Source organism: Photorhabdus sp. RM323S, from assembly GCF_042879375.1.
Lineage (GTDB): Bacteria > Pseudomonadota > Gammaproteobacteria > Enterobacterales > Enterobacteriaceae > Photorhabdus > Photorhabdus tasmaniensis.
Window position 1 is genome coordinate 87196 of record NZ_JBHFKZ010000003.1, and the last position, 20192, is coordinate 107387.

Below are 20192 nucleotides of genomic sequence, written 5' to 3' on the forward strand. Positions count from 1 at the left end.
TTTTAATAAGGAATCGCTTCATGGCACGCATTATTGTTGTTACATCAGGTAAAGGTGGCGTTGGCAAAACCACTTCAAGCGCGGCCATTGCTACCGGCATTGCCCAAAGAGGTAAAAAAACCGTTGTTATCGATTTTGATATCGGTCTGCGCAACCTTGATCTGATTATGGGATGTGAACGCCGCGTAGTTTATGACTTCGTGAACGTTATCCAAGGTGACGTCTCGCTTAATCAGGCATTAATCAAAGATAAACGTACCGGGAATCTTTACATCTTGCCGGCATCGCAAACTCGCGACAAAGATGCACTCACGCCTGAAGGTGTTGAGAAAGTTTTGGTCGATCTGGATAAACAAGGTTTTGATTTTATTATCTGTGATTCCCCAGCAGGGATTGAAAGTGGTGCGTTGATAGCGCTCTACTTTGCTGATGAAGCGATTATCACAACCAATCCTGAAGTCTCTTCTGTACGTGATTCAGATCGTATTCTGGGTATTCTGGCTTCTAAATCGCGACGTGCTGAACGCGGTGAAGATCCCATTAAAGAACATCTGCTACTAACTCGCTATAACCCAGGCCGGGTAAGCCGTGGTGATATGCTCAGTATGGAAGATGTTCTGGAGATATTATGCATTCCTTTACTTGGTGTTATTCCTGAAGATCAATCTGTACTGCGTTCATCCAACCAAGGGGAACCCGTTATTCTGGATACGGAATCTGATGCAGGAAAAGCGTATACAGATACTGTTGAGCGTTTATTGGGGGAAGAACGTCCTTTCCGTTTTATTGAAGAAGAGAAGAAAGGCTTCTTAAAGCGCCTATTTGGGGGATAAAACATGGCCTTGCTAGATTTCTTTCTGTCGAGAAAAAAAACGACAGCAAATATCGCTAAAGAACGCCTGCAAATCATCGTGGCAGAGCGTCGCCGTGGTGATTCTGAACCAGCTTACCTGCCTGACATGAAACGGGATATCCTGGCAGTAATCTGCAAGTATATACAGGTAGATCCTGAGATGCTCTCTGTACAATTTGAGCAGAAAGGCGATGATATTTCTGTGCTGGAGCTTAATATAACACTACCTGAGACAGAAGAAGCTCAAAAATAACGTGGGTAAACCGTGCTGTTTTATCATTAATCACCATCAAAGTGACCAAGTTCATTATGTGACTGTCTGAGATGGGGTAACCCTCAATGGGAGCCCCCATTCTCTCGCGCTTTAGTCTGACATCAGACTAAAGCAGTCGTGCTATCTGATATTAGTTAATCAGGATAGTTCGCCAGAATCTCTGCAACTGGTCCAGCCAGCAATTCTCCCCGCCATCCACTCAACAATTCAGGTTTGCCATTTAATTGCTTCAATTTCCAATGAACACTGAGTAACTGATTAATCTGACGACGAGATGCCAGCAATTCAGAATTAAACCGATGCTGTTCACTTACCTGATTAATCAGCGCCTTAATATCCTTAAACGCTTTGCGATAACCAGGTTGATCAATCAGGTTTGTCACCAGCGGAGGGCATTCACTTTCTGGGATATTTCCACTTTCAGCAACCATTGCCAACAAGCGACGTCCATGACAACGAATCTCCTGTCCACTTAACCCCAGCGCATCTAATTCTGCCAAAGAGGTTGGCATGTAACGCGCCACCTGCCACAAGTTTTCTTCACGAATAACAAAGTTCACAGCTAAATCACGCTCTCTGGCCTGATTCAAACGCCATGCTGCCAGTTTTTTCAAACACGCAAGCTGCTGAGGACGTAATTGACAAATATTGCCTATCTGTTTATAAGCACATTCCGGTGTCAATATCTCTTTTCGGCGTCGGCTGATAAGCTCACACTCACCCATCGCGGCCTTCATATACCCAGCCTGCTCCGTCGCGGTCATCAGAATATCAGCCAAAGGCAGCAGATAATACACATCCGCCGCTGCATATTCACACTGCTTTTCACTTAACGGGCGGGCAAGCCAGTCAGTGCGAGATTCGCTTTTATCCAACTCAACATGGATATATTCAGCCACCAGCGCGGCAAAACCACATGATAGAGGGTGTCCGATAAACGCAGCCAAGACCTGAGTATCAATCATGGGTTCCGGCAAGCATTGAAAAGCATTCAGAAAGACTTCCAAATCCTCACTGCCCGCATGTAACAGCTTCAATATCTGAGGATGAGTAATCAATTCACGAAAAGGTTGCCAGTTAGTGATATTAAGTGGATCTATCAGAGACAGTTGTTCGCCATCATACAGTTGTATCAAACCTAATTGTGGGTAATACGTCCGTGTGCGTACAAATTCAGTATCCAATGCTACTTTTGAGTATTCTTTTGCTCTTTCGCAGACTTGTTGCAACTGAGCATCTGTGGTGATCAACTGATAATTCAAAACATAGTTCTCTTAGCCATTCATGGTAATAAGCACGACAACGCCGGCTGAAACCGGCGTTGTCGTGCTTATAAGTATTATGAAGAGGGTTAGGCTATAGCTGCATTCCTAACCTTTTCCTCTTCATCGCGCAGTTCTCTGCGAAGAATTTTACCTACATTAGATTTAGGTAATTCATCCCGGAACTCAATGATCTTAGGTACTTTATACCCTGTCAGATAACGACGGCAATGCGTTTTAAGCTCATCCTCGGTCAAACTGGGATCTCTTCGAACCACAAACACTTTGACAGTTTCACCGGAACTTTCGCTTGATACGCCGATTGCTGCTGACTCTAGCACTTTCGGGTGAGTTGATACAACATCTTCAACTTCATTAGGATACACATTGAACCCAGAAACCAAAATCATATCCTTTTTACGGTCTACGATATGAATAAAACCTTGTTCATTAACATTAGCAATATCACCCGTGGCAACCCAACCATCTTTCAGCACTTCTTCTGTCGCATCAGGGCGATTCCAGTAACCAACCATAACCTGCGGCCCACGGACCCACAGTTCTCCCTGCTGACCTATCGTCACCTCATTACCATCATCATCTACGAGTTTGATTTCAGTTGAAGATACCGGGAAACCAATACTACCAGTGTAATGTTTCGAGTTATAAGGATTACAGGAAACCAATGGTGAACACTCTGTCAAGCCATAGCCTTCAAGCAGCGGCCTTCCTGTGACTTCTGCCCATTTCTCCGCAACCGCCTTCTGTACTGGCATACCACCACCAACAACGAGACGTAATGAGGAAAAATCAAGCTTCCTAAATTCTTCATTATTCAACCAAGCGTTAAACAACGTATTCACCCCAGTTACAGAAGTGAACGGGTAACGGCTCAACTCTTTGGCTGTACCGGCAATATCACGCGGGTTAGTGATCAGAAGATTGCATCCCCCCAGGTAAATAAGCAGCAAACAGTTTACCAATAATGCAAATATGTGATAGAGAGGCAACGCAGTGACTATCAGTTCCTGACCAGAATGCAGTAATGGTGAATAAACGGCTTTTGACTGTTCAAGATTTGCCAGAATATTACGGTGCGTCAACATAGCACCCTTAGCTACGCCGGTAGTACCGCCGGTGTATTGCAGAAAGGCCAAATCACCACCGTTAATATCCGGTTTGACATATTGCATGCGATAGCCTTTGTGTATCACACTACGAAATGAGATGGCATCAGGCAGGTTATATTTCGGTACCAGCCGTTTGACATATTTCACGGCAAAATCAACCAACGTACCTTTAGGACGGGATAGCTGGTCGCCCATGCGCGTCAAAATAACATGCTTGACTTTAGTATTAAAAACGATCTTTTCCAGGGTATGGGCAAAATTGGACACAATCACAATAGCTGAAGTGCCGCTGTCATTAAGCTGATGTTCAAGCTCTCGTGGTGTATACAGCGGGTTTACGTTTACGGCAATCATACCTGCACGTAGAACACCAAACAGTGCAACGGGATATTGCAATAGGTTCGGCATCATCAGTGCGACACGATCTCCTTTGCCTAATCCCAAACCATTTTGCAAATACGCTGCAAATGCCCGACTACGCTCCTCCAACTTACGGAAGGTCATAATCTCACCCATATTGATGAATGCAGGTTGATCTGCATAGTGCGCTACGGCATTTTCAAACATCTCAACCAATGATGCATAACGATCCGGGTCAATTTCCGCAGGGACATCCGCCGGATAATGTTTTAGCCAGACTTTCTCCAAGGTAGTACTCCTGAAATTTCAATTGCTATGTTATCACTCGCCTAATAAATAACGCACGCTTTGTTTTAACAAATTATTAACTCGGCGTACCAGTGTAAAAAAGAAACATTGTTCAGGTTGAGATACACATCACTAATTTCATGTTAATCCTTTATGCAAAAAGCAAAGAGAATTGTATCGTCTGTAAATTATTTTTAATAATCAGTATATTATTTCTGTAGTTAATATTTAGATCAGTCGCTATTGATTATACATTGACCTATCTACTTTTTGCTTAAGATAACATTTTTGAAATAGCATTTATTGGTTTCATCTATTCCAATACATTATTAAAACACTAAGGATAATAAAATATAACTATAAAAAACATGATGGTCAGAATGGCAAACCATGAAGATAGTACGGTCATTAGCAACATAGAACTACAAGCTGCTTCTCTTTTTCCAGATGAATTACTGCCAAAAGCACTTTGTGATAAAACTCTGCCCCTGTATGAAATTGAATCAGCAATTGAGGAACAACGCCTCACCACTTTCCGTGATTTTATACCAAGCCGCAGATTATATGACAAATTTGGTTTTGTCTTACTAGAATTGGATGATATTCCTGATGAATGACTGAAAATTCTGGCCGAGGAAGTTACTGCGGGTTTAGGCGCAAGGATTGCAATGAAATTAACGATAGAACCAAAGAAAAAGAAATAGCGACTTGAATCACCGCCACATAAATATGGCGGCTCCGATAAGAAATGAAGTTACAGCGTCACAAATTACACATTAACAACCGCTCTTAGTATTGAAATAACCTTACTCAATCAAAATAGTCTCAACAGGCGCTAGACCGGAATAATACCCATCCCATCCCCAACCAGAATAATAGGGATAACCATAATAGTTCCACGGCCCTGGACCAGAAGGCATTAATACCCTCTGAGCAATCCGCCAACGCTGATAACCTGTGACATTAATCACAACATAGTCGTAATCCGCTTTGCCAATTTTACCCTTCGCCACCCCCATGATCGGGCCAACGACAGTAACGTAATTTCCTTTAAAGTCATTGGGATCAAGGAAATTATTAACATAAGCATAAATACGGCCGATGGAAGGCTCATGCAATCCAGGACTGGCATCGGATGCTAATGGTAATGACGATATTTCCAGGCGAGTACAGTGATTCTCATTCACCACATCAAGCACTTTGCCGCCAAATCGCCCTTCCTGGCCGATGAACAGCTCAGGCGTATTCTTAACAGAAAGCAGATCTTGAACTGGCATTGGTGACGTTCCCTTTACCGAATCAGGAATAGTGATACAACCTGTAAGCATGACAGCACTTAACAAGATTACCGCTTTAAAACCAGCCCGGCAGTTTATTACTCTTAACATAACCACCTTCTCCTAAAAATTGGCCCAATAATTATGTTTATTTGATGCTTTCTTTTACTACAAGTTGCATCAACTAATGCTTAACGACCCGGTAATTTTTTCCAAGTAACTTCATTCCGCAAATAGACTGGTTCAGCATGTTCTACGGCTGTCACCTCACCGTTCTGCCACATCTGTACAGCCAGAGGTAACATATCTTCAGCATGAGGTAATGTAATATCACTGTCAGTCAACGTTAAGTGGCTTTCCATCAACTGAGGATAAGTTTGCCAGCCGGTTCCGGCAATGACCCACTCCCCATGAAATGAATCCATGATCGCCTTTGCCTGTTCCGGTCTCAATACAGCTTCTGTTTCACTTCCCTGCCATTTACCTTCCTGATCGCGGACATATTGCCCCCAGTAAATTTCTCCCATCCGGGCATCAATAGCGGTTAATACTTGAGTTGCTCCTGTCAGGCGAAAAACACCTTGAGCCATCATATTAAGCGTTGAAACCCCAATCACCGGCAGTTCAGCACCCAGAGCCAACCCCTGAGCAATACCAACACCAATACGTACACCAGTAAAACTGCCTGGTCCACGGCCAAAAGCCAAGGCATTGAGTTGTTGTAAACTGACCTCCGCTTCTGCCAGCACAGACTGAACCATAGGTAAAATACGTTGCGTGTGTTCCCGTGGAGAAATTTCAAACTGTGCCAAAACAGCACCATCATTCCAAAGAGCAACTGAGCAGGCTTCCGTTGCAGTATCAATAGCTAGAATTCGTGTGGACATGCCTTAACCTCGGCAAGAAATAGGATTCGAAATAAGGCGCAATATTATCATAGCCTGGCTTGTTTTACCCAGTTGGCAACCATAAGAAGGCTATTACTCCTTGCCACATGTACACACAGGGTAGCTTTGTCTTTATGAGTTATCAGATAGAAGAGAAGTAAATTTGCCTGTGCTCCATCGCTTCCTAACGGGATTCTACTGTCTCAATATGGAACATACTTAATTATGTCACGCAATGGCCTGAATACCATTCTTCTTAACTATCGTAAGCAACCTTAGCGCTGGACCTCCGGGTTTTTTTGCTCCACGCTCCCAGTCTGATATAAGATTTTTACTCACATTTAAATATCGAGCAAAAACAGGCTGTGACAAATGCTCCCGCTCACGAAGAGAGCGTATTTCCTCTGGAGATAGTGACTCTATGGGGGTCAAACAAGCGGAATCAAACTCACGCATGGTTTGCTTATTGACAACCCCTATTTCGCTCAGTGCCTCCATCGTTTCGTGAATTGCAGCAAACGCATCACTACGATATTTTTTGACCATACTCAATCACCTCCGAAAAATGACTTTTTTCAATTAGCCTAGTTAATTGTTCATCAGATAACCCTAGAAAGTGGGATGCCATCTTCTTAAACTGCATCTCTGCATCGTATTCAATGTTAGATCTATCACTTTTAGCAAATTACACCTCCGCCTAAGTCAGCATCAATCTGACCTTTGTTAGCTCTTTCAATAGCATCAAGTAAAACCTCGTCTGGAATGTGCTGTTTTCGAGCAAAACGCTCGAACCATGCGTTTTTAAATACTCTCAAAAAGTAGCTCCACCATTAAATCAGTTGAAGTATAACACAAAGCATGACATAAAATGGCGTTCAAAACAATAATGGGAATTAACCGAGTTATGGATAACATCCTCTAAAAATATTTGTTTTACATAGTGTTAGACACAGTTACACCACTGATGTCGATTCTCTTACCTGCACTCTCCGATCCCCTTCCCTTTGGTTCAATTTGTTTCTTCTGCTATATAGTTTCATCATTGTTCTCTCAATCAGCAGATATTATTAATCTTTCCTACCAGAACTCTTCAAAGATTGCCGAGCTTGCAGAAAAGCGACAGCTTTTGTTAAATCGCGGGTTCGTGGTGAAGGCGGCAAACTGTTAAGAAACACTTCTCCATAAGGACGCATCACCAAGCGGTTATCACAAATCACGACCACACCATAATCATCAACATCACGAATAAGCCGCCCGACCCCCTGTTTCAGGCTAATAACCGCATCCGGCAACTGAACTTCATTAAATGCATCACCGCCTTTAAGCTGACAATCTTCAATACGGGCTTTTAACAGCGGATCATCCGGCGCGGTAAAAGGCAGCTTATCGATAATGACACAGGAAAGCGCATCCCCCCGCACATCCACACCTTCCCAAAAACTGCTGGTTGCCACTAATAACGCGTTCCCGGCAGAAACAAATTGAGAAAGTAACTGACCTTTACTGGTTTCACCCTGAACCAAAACCGGTAACGTCATGCTGGCCCTAAACTCTTCTGCCAAACTGCGCATCATCTGGTGTGACGTACATAAAAAGAAACAGCGACCCTTATTAGTTTCAATCAGCGGCTTAAGCATTCTCGCCAGCCATTTTGCACCACCAAGCTGATTCGGTGACGGCAGATGACGAGGAACACAAAGCAGCGTCTGACTTTGATAATCAAATGGACTTGGCAACAGTAAAGTTTTCGCTTCTTTTAGCCCAAGCCGTTCGGTGAAATGTGAAAGCTGTTCGTTGACGGATAATGTCGCTGACGTGAAAACCCAGCAACCTGATTGCTCATTAATAATTTCGCTGAATTTGTCAGAGACAGACAGAGGTGTTAACGCCAGCAGAAAATGGCGACCATAACTTTCAAACCAATAACTGTAACCGGGGATAGTCACATCTTTCAGGCGCTTAAGACGGTTACGGTAAATTGTCGCCCGTTCAAAGGCCGCATCCAGCATAACTGAACGCCCCAGCGACAGTTTCATCACGTCATAACAGAGCTCAAGTGCGTCATCAAGCAATACCAGCGCCCGTTGCACCTGCGAATGTTGCAACAGCTCCCGCAAATTCCCCCGATAACCATTCTCCCCCAATGCCAACCGGAAATCCTGTGTACTTTGACTCAGACGATCCGCACTCTTCTGTAATTGAGCTTGATCCCGTACTTCCGTGCGGTACGCCATAATAATGTCTCTGGAGAGATCCATCAGTTGGCGGCTACTTAACTGCTGACCAAAATACTGACTGGCGATATCGGGGATCTGATGCGCCTCATCAAATATCTTCACTTCCGTTTGTGGAATAAGTTCACCGAATCCGGTCTCTTTCACCACCATATCCGCCATAAACAGATGATGGTTGACGACAATAACATCCGCCTCCATTGCCCGGCGACGCGCTTTCAAAACAAAGCACTCCTGATAGCGCGGACAATCACTGCCAAGACAATTGTCATTAGTACTGGTGACCAACGGCCAGACCTGGCTGTCTTCCGCTATCTGATGACAGGTGCTGATATCACCCTCCTCAGTTTGTGAAGACCAGCTTCTCAACCGGACGATATCTGACAGAATGTCTGCCTCCAGCTGTCCTCCACCAAACGACTGCTGTTCCAGCCGTTCCAGGCAAAGATAATTTGAACGCCCTTTTAACAGTGCCAGTTTGCCAGTGAAATTAATTGCCTCAGCAACAGTCGGCAAATCACGATTATAAAGCTGATCCTGCAATGCTTTAGAACCTGTAGAAATAATCACTTTTTGCCCAGAACGCAATGCAGGCGCCAGATAAGCAAATGTCTTACCTGTTCCTGTGCCTGCTTCTACAACCAATTGTTGATGGTTTTTAATCGCACACTCAATAGCAGTTGCCATTTCTCTTTGAGCATCGCGGGGTTTGAAACCTTTTATTGCTTTGGCAAGGGAACCGTTTTTCGCAAAATCGTCTGACACAAACTGTCTCTTTCAATAGAATGGATGGAGATTATGCCAATACTGTGTTCTGATCACCACCCAAAATCAGGCACATGGCAGTTAACTTAAGGAGTATCCATGACAATTGAGCGTATTGATCCACAGGATCGCTGGTCCGAAGCTGTGGTTTACAATAAGGCAATTTATTACACCAGCGTACCGGAGAATCTGGATGGTGACATCACTGAGCAGACGGCAGATACACTGGCCGCGATTGATATCATGCTACAACGCCTCGGTTCTGATAAAAGCAAAATTATCGATGCCACTATTTTTCTGGCTGATGGAGACGAATTTGCCGGCATGAACGCCGCCTGGGATGCATGGGTTGTGGCAGGAAGTGCGCCTGTACGCTGCACAGTTGCAGCTAAGCTAATGAATCCAAAATACAAAGTCGAGATAAAAATTATCGCAAGCATTTAACATTCAAGCCGGGATATTTTCTATCGCTGCTTTTATAGGTTGATCACATAAAAGCTCTTAAGAATATCCATTGAATTTTCCTCCTATATCTTGCACTTTGAAAGAGTTACCAAGATACTAAAAAGCTTCAGTTAACCCGCAAGAATCAAATGTTACCTGAAGCTATCATTTTATTATCATTAACCACTTAAAATCTAATCCACGCTTACGGCTATGCCATCTTAATCATCACCATCCCGAGCAACAACAAAACAATACCGCCCCACCCCTTACAATTCAGACGTTGATTAAACATAACCCAACCAGCAGCAATCGTTGCAATAATGCCGAAAGCACCCCACAGAGCATAAGCGATAGAAAGCTCGATTCCCTTCACTGCCTGGGCAAGCGCACTGAACGCCCCAAGAACCGCAACCAGTGAAAAAATACCCATCCAATGACGTCTGAAACCCTCAGACAGTTTCAATAAAATATTCGCTAAAATTTCCAACACCACAGCAAGAAACAGGAACACAGCATGCCACCATTCAAATTGTTGCAACATGTTATGCCTCCTTAATTTTACTGTTTTTAGTTACAGCGGCATTGATGACAGCTTTATCTGCCATCTGTTTCACAACCTCAGCCGATTTCTTAACTGCCGCTTTTTTAGTCCCGGATTTAATCAGCATAATCCCTGTCACCAGCAGAGCCAGACCGCCTACTTTCATCAACGACAGTGATTCATCAAACCACATCACACTAAAAACAGTAATAAACAGGATACCAATCCCTTCCCACAACGCATACGCAACACCCAGCGCAACTTTCTTCACGGCCATTGCCAGCAAAATATAAGATATAGCGATCATGACATACATCACTGCCATGCCCCCCATCCCACCTGAAACGCTGGCATGTTTCATCGACAAAGTACCGATAACTTCGGTGACGATTGCCATTGCAAGGAATAACCAGTAAATCATTTTCTTTCTCCTGAACACGCAAATACGCACGTCAAGACGCAAGCCATAAAAACGCTGAACTCATCTGCAAATAAGATGAGAAATAAATAACCTGACGTTTTGACGAAATAGAAATACCGGCTGAAAACCGGTTAACAGGAGTAAGACGCTATAATGCACCGCACCAGTAGTGCTCACTGGATAAAATGGCAGAAAGGAAAAGCATGTGAGTGGATCTTTGAAACCGGACGCTTTTGGCGCTGTTCATGATATTTCATTCTTTCATCGCAACTGATATTCCGCGCGATATACTAAGAATCCTCATAGTTATAGTGTAAGTTAGCCTATTACTTCTACCATATAGAAAAATAGAAAGCAATTGCTCAATTTTATTCTTTTCTTGACTAAAGACACAAATAAGCGAAAAAATTGAGATATCCGATATCTTAATGACACCAACCCAAGCCGTTCACAACGCAGCTTGGGCCTCAATATTAAGGACTCTTACAATCCCACACTCATTACCCGTTATTCAAACTCATTCCACGAGCGGCCATCACGGGTGATCATGGCAACAGAAGCAACTGGCCCCCATGTTCCCGCCTGATAAGGCTTAGGCGCATCATTATCCGCAGCCCATGCATTCATAATGGAATCAACCCACTTCCAGGCTTCTTCTACCTCATCACGACGCACAAACAGCGCCTGAATACCGCGCATTGCTTCCAGCAATAATCTCTCATAAGCATCCGCCAGCGGAATATGGTTGAACGTTTCAGAAAAACTCAGATCCAGCTTGGTTGTTTGCAAACGATGTTTATGCTCAAGCCCCGGCGCTTTGTTCAGCACTTCAATATCAATACCTTCATCCGGTTGCAGGCGAATCGTCAGTTTGTTCTGCGGCAGTTGCTGATAGGATTCAGAAAACAGGTTCAACGCTGGTTTTTTGAAATAAACCACCACTTCAGAACATTTGGTTGGCAAACGTTTGCCGGTTCTCAGATAGAAAGGCACCCCAGCCCAGCGCCAATCATCAATATCGACCCGGATAGAGACAAAAGTTTCCGTCCTGCTGGATTGGTTCGCTCCCTCTTCCTCCAGATAACCCGGCACCTTATTCCCCTGAACAAAACCAGCAGTATATTGACCACGTACCGTTTTCTCCCGCACGTTGGTGTGATCAATACGGCGCAAAGAACGCAATACTTTCACTTTTTCATCACGGATATGGTCCGTTGTCAGATCTGCCGGAGGAGACATGGCAATCATCGTCAGGATTTGCAACAGATGATTCTGAATCATATCGCGCATCTGCCCGGCTTGGTCAAAATACCCCCAACGGCCTTCAATACCGACTTCTTCTGCTACCGTAATTTGCACATGATCAATCGTCCGGTTATCCCAATTATTCACAAACAATGAATTGGCAAAACGCAGCGCCAGCAAATTCAATACGGTTTCTTTACCCAGATAATGGTCAATACGATAGACCTGACACTCATTAAAATACTTGGCAACTTCATCATTGATGGCCCTGGATGATTCAAGATCGGTACCTAAAGGCTTTTCCATGACAACCCGGTTTGGCGCTTTATTCAGCCCCGCCAGCCCCAATCCGTGGCAAACAGCACCAAAAGTACTCGGTGGCATGGCAAAATAGTGGATTGCAGGCCGGTTATCTTGCTTAAGAATTTTTTTCAGTCGGGTGAAATCTTCCTGTTGGTTAACATCCAGATTGCAGAAATTCAGACGCGCGCTCAATGCCTTCCATAATTCTGGATCTGGTTTTTCCGGCAAAAATGTATTCAGAGCTTCTTCAACAACCTGGGTATACGCTTTTTTATCCCAATCCGCCCGGCCAACACCGATAATCCGGGTTTCCGGGTGGATATACCCCGCTTTTTCAAGCTGATAAAGGGAAGGTAATAATTTCCGGCGAGCCAAATCCCCTTTAGCGCCAAAAATAACTAAATCACAAGCCTGAGCCGTAGAAGTAACCGCCATATGTATCTCCTCATTGCGGAATATTGTAATTTTGTTACAGCCTTAACCGGTAATGTACCCTTTTGGCTATATCGCGTAAACAGCTATAACAAATAACCCCCGCCTTCATATCAGCGGCATATACCACTGCGGCTAAAATAGTGATAGTTTTATGTAACTCTCCAACTTCCATGAAATATAATTACCAATATGAAAGTTAGACACTTGTCATACTTTTATGAAAAATATTGGATTATTGTGACTTCCCGCTGCCAGCTTCAATTTATTACTAGTAGTATATTTTCATAAAACTTACATAGATTTCGCCTCTGAATGAAATCGCTAAAACCACAGGTCACTGCGTTTTATGAATACACTGGAACGAGTTCAAAACAGTATTGAATACTTGAGTAAGTCAGAAAAAAAAGTGGCGCAGATAATCCTGGCGGCACCACAAACGGCCATTCATTCCAGTATCGCAACGCTGGCAAAAATGGCGGAAGTCAGTGAACCCACGGTTAACCGTTTTTGCCGTCGTCTGGATACCAAAGGTTTTCCTGACTTCAAACTCCATCTGGCCCAAAGCCTTGCCAATGGCACGCCTTATGTAAACCGTAATGTTGAAGAGAGCGATACAGTCAGTGCTTATACCAATAAGATCTTTGAATCGGTCATGGCGACGCTGGACACGGTAAAAAACAATTTGGATATCGCAGCCGTTAACCGGGCTGTCGATTTACTGACTCAGGCGCGGAAAATTTCATTTTTTGGTTTAGGGGCTTCTGCCGCCGTTGCTCATGACGCGATGAATAAATTCTTCCGGTTCAACATTCCGGTTATCTATTTTGACGATATCGTAATGCAACGAATGAGCTGTATTAACAGTGCCGAAGGTGATGTAGTCGTACTGATATCCCATACCGGCAGAACCAAAAGTCTGGTTGAGGCGGCGCAGCTTGCGCGTGAAAATGATGCGGCAGTCATCGCCATAACCTCTCACGATTCCCCTCTCGCCCGCGAAGCAACCCTGGCGATACTTATGGATGTACCGGAAGATACGGATATTTACATGCCAATGGTATCAAGAATTGCTCAATTAACCGTCATAGATGTTCTGGCTACCGGATTTACCCTGCGACGTGGCGCAAAGTTCAGAGATAACTTGAAAAGAGTTAAAGAGGCGCTGCGAAATTCACGTTTTGATAAAATTGACTTTCCGCCAATCTGAAAGCCCTATCGCTGTTGGGTTGACTCTCATTCGATTGCGTAGCCAGTAGCCGATTTATTGCTCATTGAGCGCGGTAAATAAGTCGTTGCCCTGCTGACTCATCCAACTTTATCGTTCAACACCAAAACCCGCTAAGACTATTAGATTATTGATAAACCGGGAACAAATCATGATAGGATAGAAACGCGGCAATAAATATCCGTCATAAAAGGGTTAGCTGATTCGCCAGGGCATAGTGATTGTGTAAAACGTTCCCCCTGTAGTTCCCCTACAGAGACAACTGTTTGCACAAGCACTATATAGCGAACAGTATCAGTATAAGCTGATACAGGTTACAACAAGCCCTACGATAGTCGCTTGCGACTTTGCGGTGGGCATACTAACAGGTCAACGGAGTAATGCATGTCTAGACGGCTCAGAAGAACTAAGATTGTTACTACACTTGGTCCGGCTACCGACCGCGATAATAACCTTGAAAAGATTATTACTGCGGGTGCAAACGTAGTCCGCCTCAACTTTTCCCACGGCACCGCAGCAGATCACATCCAGCGTGCCAATAAAGTCCGCGAGATCGCCGCCCGCCTGGGGTGCCATGTCGCTATCCTTGGCGATCTTCAGGGACCTAAAATCCGCGTATCAACATTTAAAGAGGGCAAAATTTTCCTGAATATCGGAGATAAATTTCTGCTTGATGCCAACCTTGGTAAAGGCGAAGGCGATAAGGAGAAAGTCGGTATTGATTACAAAGGCTTACCTGCTGATGTTGTCCCGGGTAATATTCTGCTGCTGGATGATGGCCGTGTTCAACTGAAAGTATTAGAAGTTCAGGGAATGAAAGTATTCACAAAAGTGACAGTGGGTGGCCCGCTATCCAACAATAAGGGTATCAACAAACTGGGCGGGGGTTTATCCGCTGATGCCCTGACTGAAAAAGATAAAGAAGACATTATCACCGCCGCCAGAATCGGTGTTGATTACCTGGCTGTCTCTTTTCCCCGCACCGGTGAAGATCTCAATTACGCCCGCCGTCTGGCGCGGGATGCCGGTTGCGAAACCCAGATCGTGGCAAAAGTTGAACGTGCAGAAGCCGTTAGTAGTGATGAAATCATTGATGAAATCATTCTGGCTGCCGATGTCGTGATGGTTGCCCGTGGTGACCTCGGCGTAGAAATCGGTGATCCGGAACTGGTTGGTGTGCAGAAAAAACTGATCCGCCGCGCCCGCCAGCTCAATCGTGTAGTGATTACCGCGACACAAATGATGGAATCCATGATCACCAACCCAATGCCGACCCGGGCAGAAGTTATGGATGTGGCAAATGCGGTTCTTGACGGCACTGACGCGGTGATGCTCTCCGCTGAAACCGCAGCGGGCCAATACCCTGCCGAAACCGTTGCCGCGATGGCACGGGTCTGTCTGGGAGCGGAAAAAATGCCCGGGCTCAGTGTATCCAAACATCGGCTAGACACGACTTTCGACAGTACCGAAGAGGCGATTGCCATGTCCACCATGTACGCGGCAAACCATCTAAACGGTGTTAAAGCGATTATCGCCATGACCGAATCAGGCCGCACGACACGAATAATGTCCCGCATCAGTTCGGGTCTGCCCATTTTCTCTATGTCCCGCCATGAGAAAACCCTGAACCAAACAGCCCTTTACCGTGGCGTTACACCGGTTTATTGCAGCAGTCATACTGACGGCATCACCGCAGCCAGTGAAGCCGTTAACCGCCTACGAGATAAAGGTTATCTGATTTCCGGCGACCTTGTTCTGGTGACTCAGGGCGACCAGATGGGAACCATTGGCAGTACTAACACCTGCCGTATTCTTGAAGTAGAATAAAAACTCATTACATTTTAGCGTCGGGCTTTCGGGGGGACACAGGTTAAATCGGGAAGACTGGCGCGCTTTACTTATCCAACACAACCGACGGTAAAAAAGTTTTTACCGTCTCAGATTGTTGACAAAATGCTGTTTTTTATCCGTCATTCTGTTTTAATCATAAAAAACAGGTTTTAACTTGATTAACAAGATCAGCCAAATAAAAAAATATGAGATTATATTAAAATATTTAACAGAGTTAACCGTATAATAAGAAAATAATAATCGTATTTAACAATATTAAAAACCATTTATTTAAACGCCATTTAAATAGATGTCGATCGGTAAGCGGTTTTTTTTCGGTGATCCGTTAACTGAGGATAAAAAACAAGTATCCATTAATACCAGATTTTGAAAAGGTACAGAGTAACTAAAACGGCTTATTCCATATTATGTTTAATGTATTTATCAACGATGTTATCCTTCGTTTATTTAACATTTACCTTCCCTGTTATAACCATTTAAAAGCACGAAAACAGATGGATTAAAGCTTTTATATAAAAGACGGATTTAACTATAAGTGCAGTTTTTTAAATGACATTAACCATTAACAAAAAACTTAAAATAAATCAGCGAAAAAAGAACCAGTAAAGATAAAAAGATAAAAAGATAAAAAGATAAAAAGATAAAAGCGAATATGATTAACGTTGATTAAATGTAAAACACAATATAATATGATGATTAAACTTAATAAAAAACAAGGATTAAAAGCAGTGAAAACAACGGTTAAAACTTTATTATACAAGTTAAAACCAGAGATTAAAAAATGGATTTTAATAACAGTTTAAAACCTGTCCATTATAAATCCATCAGTGAAAATGAGAAAAAGCATTGGCTTTATTAATGCTTAATCAAGTAACCAACAGCAAGCGCAAGTAAAATGTTTCATCATAACAACCCCTAATCATTGGATATGATGTCCAATATTAGGGGTTAAGTTCAAACTGTGATCATTACTTCATATATATGAAAATCACAGATCTTCCCTATTATACGGCTCAATATCCCCTTTTTTCCGGGTTTTAAGTAATTTAAGGATCCAGGTGTATTGCTCAGGATTTGGCCGTACCAATTGTTCCAACTCTTCATTCATCCGGCGGGCAATAAAAGTATCATCTTTGCCCTCAATATCATCCATTGGCGGGCGAATATAAATATCAAGCCGATGAGTACGGTAATTATAAACCGGAAACAGCGGCACAATCGCCGCACGGCAAATCTTCATCAGCCTCCCAATGGCCGGTAATGTCGCCTTATATGTTGCGAAGAAATCAACAAATTCACTGTGTTCCTCACCATGATCTTGATCAGGAAGGTAATATCCCCAGTAACCCTGGCGAACCGTAGCAATAAAAGGTTTAATCCCGGCATCACGGGAATGTAAACGACCACCAAAGCGACCCCGGACTTTATTCCACAGATAATCTGCTACAGGGTTCTTCTGATGATGAAACATCGCCGCTGCTTTCTGTCCAGTAGCTGTCAGTAATATCGCCGGAATATCCACAGCCCAGCCATGAGGAACCATGAAAATAATGTTTTTCCCCTGGGCTTTCAGTTGGCGGGTAATCTCTTCACCATGCCAATGTGTCCGGCTTAACGCTGATTTTGTACCACGTAAACAAATCTCAGCCAGCATAACAAAAGGTTGAGGCGCAGTAGAAAACATCTCATCAATCAATGCCTCACGCTGCTGCTCTGTCAGTTCCGGCATACAGTAGCACAGATTGATCCTCGCTCTGCGGCGCGCCCCTTTCGCAAGCCTGCCAGCCAACCACCCTATTTTAGCCAATAAAGGATCACGCATTTTAACCGGGAAGTAAGTCAGCCCAGCCAATACACCTACTCCCAGCCATAATCCCCAGTAGCGAGGATGCAGGTAGGATTTATGAAATGTCGGCACATAACCCACTTTACTGTCTGTATCTGTCTCTTTATGCATGAGCTAACTCTTTAGAACAAAACGATGATCTGCCATTTTAGTACAGAGATTTATATCAGTGGATATCAACCCATCTTTTTCTGGCATAGACAAAATGACAGCGGATGATATCAATCATCCACTTTAAAGTCTGTCATTAATGTTCAATTAAGCTAATCCAGCAAAAGTTGAGGGGTTACCTCTTTTACCGTTGCCAAGAATTCTGTGCGATCTTTACCACTCAAACCACCAGAACGCGGTAATTTCGCCGTTAATGGGTTTACCGCCTGCTGATTAATCCAGAATTCATAGTGCAAATGAGGCCCCGTAGAACGACCGGTACTGCCGGACAACGCGATACGATCACCACGTTTTACCTTCTGCCCCGGTTTCACCAACAATTTTCTCAGGTGCATATAACGGGTGGTATATTGGCGGCCATGACGAACAGCGATAAAGTTCCCCGCCGCCCCATTATATTTGGAGACAATAACCTCACCATCACCTACTGCCAAAACAGGAGTTCCCACCGGCATGGCAAAATCCACCCCTTTGTGCGGTGCGACACGCCCGGTTACCGGGTTCACACGCCGGGGATTAAAGTGAGAAGATACCCGGAATTGTTTGGTTGTTGGAAAACGCAAAAAACCGCGCTCAAGACCGGAGCCTTCACGATCATAAAAACGTCCATCTTCCGCACGGATAGCATAATAATCTTTACCGCCACTGTTCAGGCGAACCCCCAGTAATTGGCTCTGTTCACTGCGACCATCCAACATTTCACGGGAAAGTAATACAGAGAAGCGATCACCTTTATGTAATCTACGCAAATCAATTTGCCATTGCAGTGCCTTGGTGACTTCACGTGCTTCACTGCTGGTTAAACCCGCATTTAAAGCACTGCTGGTAAAGTTACTATCAACCACACCGATGATTGCGCTGTTTTTCCACTCACCTTTCTGAAATGATTTCGTTTCTTTAAAGACATCACCTTCACGGGTATAAATACGGCTTTCACGACGAGAAACACCCCAAGTCAGACTTTGCAAGTCACCCGCTTCATTTACCGTCCATGATAATGGCTGACCAATGTTCAGCCCCCGTAACACTTTGTGCTGACTCGCCAGTAACGCCACGTCAGAAGCATCAATACCAAATTGCGTCAAAATGCTACTGAGGGTATCACCGTCAGAGACAATATATTCATGCGGAGTTTGAGCCGTCGTTTCCGAATTCGTCTCTTCATCGGGAATGCCCTCATCCGGCAATTGCTCACTGCTATCCGCAATAATCTCATCAGTATTTGCCGGAACATTGATAGCAATACTGCCGGTGCTTATTTCTTCCTGTTCATGATGATAAGCAATCGGCTGCCACATCGTGACAACCAATGTCGCCAAAGTCAGCGAACCCAGCATAATCTTATGCGGTCGCGGTAACTCCCTATACACCAGAACGATAGTTTTAACTATCTGCTGCACTAATCGAATTCCTTATTACTTTAATTCAGGCAACTCGCGTATTGTTCCGACAACTGAGTTATAAATTTCATATAGCTGTCCTTATCCAATACGATGCGGCCTCCTAACGGGTCTAAAGTGCCCATACGCACTCCCGTATTCTTCGCTACCGCATTAATAACGGTCGGCCTGAATTGCGGTTCAGCAAAAATGCAGGTTGCCTTCTGCTCAACCAATTGTGTTCGTATATGATGTAATTTTTGTGCACCGGGCTGTATTTCAGGGTTAATCGTAAAATGCCCTAACGGCGTCAAACCATAATGCTGTTCGAAATAGCCATAAGCATCGTGAAAAACAAAATACCCCTTACCGCGCACCAGCTTAAGAATATTAGCAATATTTTTGTCAGTTTGCGCAAGATGAACGTTGAATTTACGTAGGTTTACGTCCAGCGCTGCTTTTTTCTGCGGATAACGCGCTAATAATTGGTCATGGATGCCCTGAGCCGCCTGTTTCGCTATTTCTGGCGACAACCAAATGTGCATATTATATTCACCATGAGAATGATGTTCATGGTCCTCTTGATGGCTATGAGGATTCGATTCCTGTAAATCTTCATCATTCTTTAACAATAACGGTTTAATCTCCGGCAATTGGGCTAATACTAGCTGTTTATCTTGTGGCACTTTGGTTAACGGTTTAGACAAAAAAATTTCCATATCAGGGCCAACCCACACGACTAAATCTGCCTGATTAATCTTCTTAAGATCAGACGGTTTCAATGCATAATCATGCGGTGAAGCGCCATCAGGCAACAATACCTGTGTATCAGTAACGCCATCAGTTATTGCCGCAGCAATAAAACCCAGCGGACGAATTGATGTCACAACATCAGCATTAGCCGATTGTATCGTTCCTAACATTAAAGCAGTGGCAATTGCGGCTTTGCAGAAAAATTTGTGCGCTAGTTTATATGATTTGTGCAACATAATGTAAAT

The 20192-nt window shown here is 43.9% G+C and carries 18 protein-coding genes and 1 pseudogene; 6 read left to right on the forward strand and 13 right to left on the reverse strand.

Annotation, left to right across the window (positions count from 1 at the left end):
- The first annotated feature begins 20 nt into the window (after positions 1-20).
- Entirely contained in the window at positions 21-833 is an 813-nt protein-coding gene (minD, locus tag ACGF7G_RS02445; protein ID WP_387463311.1) for a septum site-determining protein MinD, read from the forward strand.
- Positions 834-836: 3 nt separating this feature from the next.
- Positions 837-1106, forward strand: coding sequence for a cell division topological specificity factor MinE (minE, locus tag ACGF7G_RS02450; protein ID WP_023045613.1), 270 nt, complete (start codon positions 837-839; stop codon positions 1104-1106).
- Between the two features lie 155 nt (positions 1107-1261).
- Here minE and rnd read toward each other — a convergent pair whose 3' ends face one another.
- On the reverse strand, positions 1262-2389 hold the full coding sequence (gene rnd / locus ACGF7G_RS02455; RefSeq protein ID WP_387463313.1) for a ribonuclease D: 1128 nt from the start codon (positions 2387-2389) through the stop codon (positions 1262-1264).
- Positions 2390-2478: 89 nt separating this feature from the next.
- Positions 2479-4167, reverse strand: a complete 1689-nt coding sequence (gene fadD, locus ACGF7G_RS02460; RefSeq protein ID WP_387463314.1) for a long-chain-fatty-acid--CoA ligase FadD — start codon at positions 4165-4167, stop codon at positions 2479-2481.
- Positions 4168-4547: 380 nt separating this feature from the next.
- On the opposite strand from fadD, the gene ACGF7G_RS02465 reads away from it, so the two are divergent.
- On the forward strand, positions 4548-4784 hold the full coding sequence (locus ACGF7G_RS02465; protein WP_387463316.1) for a hypothetical protein: 237 nt from the start codon (positions 4548-4550) through the stop codon (positions 4782-4784).
- A gap of 189 nt (positions 4785-4973) precedes the next feature.
- On the opposite strand, the gene ACGF7G_RS02470 is transcribed toward ACGF7G_RS02465, so the two are convergent.
- The 5 genes and pseudogenes from ACGF7G_RS02470 to ACGF7G_RS02490 all read right to left on the reverse strand — a co-directional run bounded on the left by ACGF7G_RS02470 (position 4974) and on the right by ACGF7G_RS02490 (position 9330).
- Complete coding sequence (locus ACGF7G_RS02470; RefSeq protein ID WP_133813131.1) at positions 4974-5555, reverse strand: Slp family lipoprotein; 582 nt, start codon at positions 5553-5555, stop codon at positions 4974-4976.
- Between the two features lie 80 nt (positions 5556-5635).
- A complete protein-coding gene (gene tsaB / locus ACGF7G_RS02475) occupies positions 5636-6331 on the reverse strand; it encodes a tRNA (adenosine(37)-N6)-threonylcarbamoyltransferase complex dimerization subunit type 1 TsaB (RefSeq protein ID WP_387463318.1) in 696 nt (231 codons plus the stop codon).
- A gap of 228 nt (positions 6332-6559) precedes the next feature.
- Positions 6560-6877: a DNA-binding transcriptional regulator gene (locus ACGF7G_RS02480; protein ID WP_021325814.1), complete on the reverse strand. Its 318-nt coding sequence runs from the start codon at positions 6875-6877 to the stop codon at positions 6560-6562.
- Positions 6858-7146 (reverse strand): annotated as a pseudogene (locus ACGF7G_RS02485) (type II toxin-antitoxin system RelE/ParE family toxin). Before ACGF7G_RS02485 ends, ACGF7G_RS02480 begins: the two are co-directional and overlap by 20 nt.
- Positions 7147-7398: 252 nt before the next feature.
- Entirely contained in the window at positions 7399-9330 is a 1932-nt protein-coding gene (locus ACGF7G_RS02490) for an ATP-dependent DNA helicase (protein ID WP_387463320.1), read from the reverse strand.
- A 99-nt stretch (positions 9331-9429) separates the two neighbouring features.
- Here ACGF7G_RS02490 and ACGF7G_RS02495 point away from each other — a divergent pair, with 99 nt between their 5' ends.
- Positions 9430-9774, forward strand: coding sequence for a RidA family protein (locus tag ACGF7G_RS02495; protein WP_387463321.1), 345 nt, complete (start codon positions 9430-9432; stop codon positions 9772-9774).
- A gap of 211 nt (positions 9775-9985) precedes the next feature.
- Here ACGF7G_RS02495 and mdtI read toward each other — a convergent pair whose 3' ends face one another.
- The 3 genes from mdtI to zwf form a co-directional block, all read right to left on the reverse strand.
- The gene (mdtI, locus tag ACGF7G_RS02500) at positions 9986-10318 is read right to left on the reverse strand and encodes a multidrug/spermidine efflux SMR transporter subunit MdtI (RefSeq protein ID WP_387463322.1); all 333 of its coding nucleotides are present in this window, start codon (positions 10316-10318) and stop codon (positions 9986-9988) included.
- Position 10319: 1 nt separating this feature from the next.
- Complete coding sequence (gene mdtJ, locus ACGF7G_RS02505; protein WP_133813140.1) at positions 10320-10739, reverse strand: multidrug/spermidine efflux SMR transporter subunit MdtJ; 420 nt, start codon at positions 10737-10739, stop codon at positions 10320-10322.
- A gap of 507 nt (positions 10740-11246) precedes the next feature.
- Positions 11247-12722, reverse strand: coding sequence for a glucose-6-phosphate dehydrogenase (gene zwf, locus ACGF7G_RS02510; protein ID WP_387463323.1), 1476 nt, complete (start codon positions 12720-12722; stop codon positions 11247-11249).
- Between the two features lie 346 nt (positions 12723-13068).
- Between zwf and ACGF7G_RS02515 the strand changes: the two genes are divergently transcribed.
- Entirely contained in the window at positions 13069-13929 is an 861-nt protein-coding gene (locus ACGF7G_RS02515) for a MurR/RpiR family transcriptional regulator (protein ID WP_133813142.1), read from the forward strand.
- Positions 13930-14331: 402 nt separating this feature from the next.
- The gene (pyk, locus tag ACGF7G_RS02520) at positions 14332-15774 is read left to right on the forward strand and encodes a pyruvate kinase (RefSeq protein WP_387463325.1); all 1443 of its coding nucleotides are present in this window, start codon (positions 14332-14334) and stop codon (positions 15772-15774) included.
- A 1012-nt stretch (positions 15775-16786) separates the two neighbouring features.
- Here pyk and lpxM read toward each other — a convergent pair.
- From lpxM to znuA, 3 genes are all read right to left on the reverse strand, one after another.
- Complete coding sequence (gene lpxM / locus ACGF7G_RS02525; RefSeq protein WP_133813144.1) at positions 16787-17755, reverse strand: lauroyl-Kdo(2)-lipid IV(A) myristoyltransferase; 969 nt, start codon at positions 17753-17755, stop codon at positions 16787-16789.
- 152 nt (positions 17756-17907) lie between these two features.
- Complete coding sequence (gene mepM, locus ACGF7G_RS02530) at positions 17908-19215, reverse strand: murein DD-endopeptidase MepM (RefSeq protein ID WP_387463326.1); 1308 nt, start codon at positions 19213-19215, stop codon at positions 17908-17910.
- Between the two features lie 20 nt (positions 19216-19235).
- Positions 19236-20183 carry a zinc ABC transporter substrate-binding protein ZnuA gene (znuA, locus tag ACGF7G_RS02535; protein WP_387463328.1) on the reverse strand — a complete coding sequence of 316 codons (948 nt, stop codon included), beginning with the start codon at positions 20181-20183 and terminating at the stop codon, positions 19236-19238.
- Between the last annotated feature and the right edge of the window lie 9 nt (positions 20184-20192).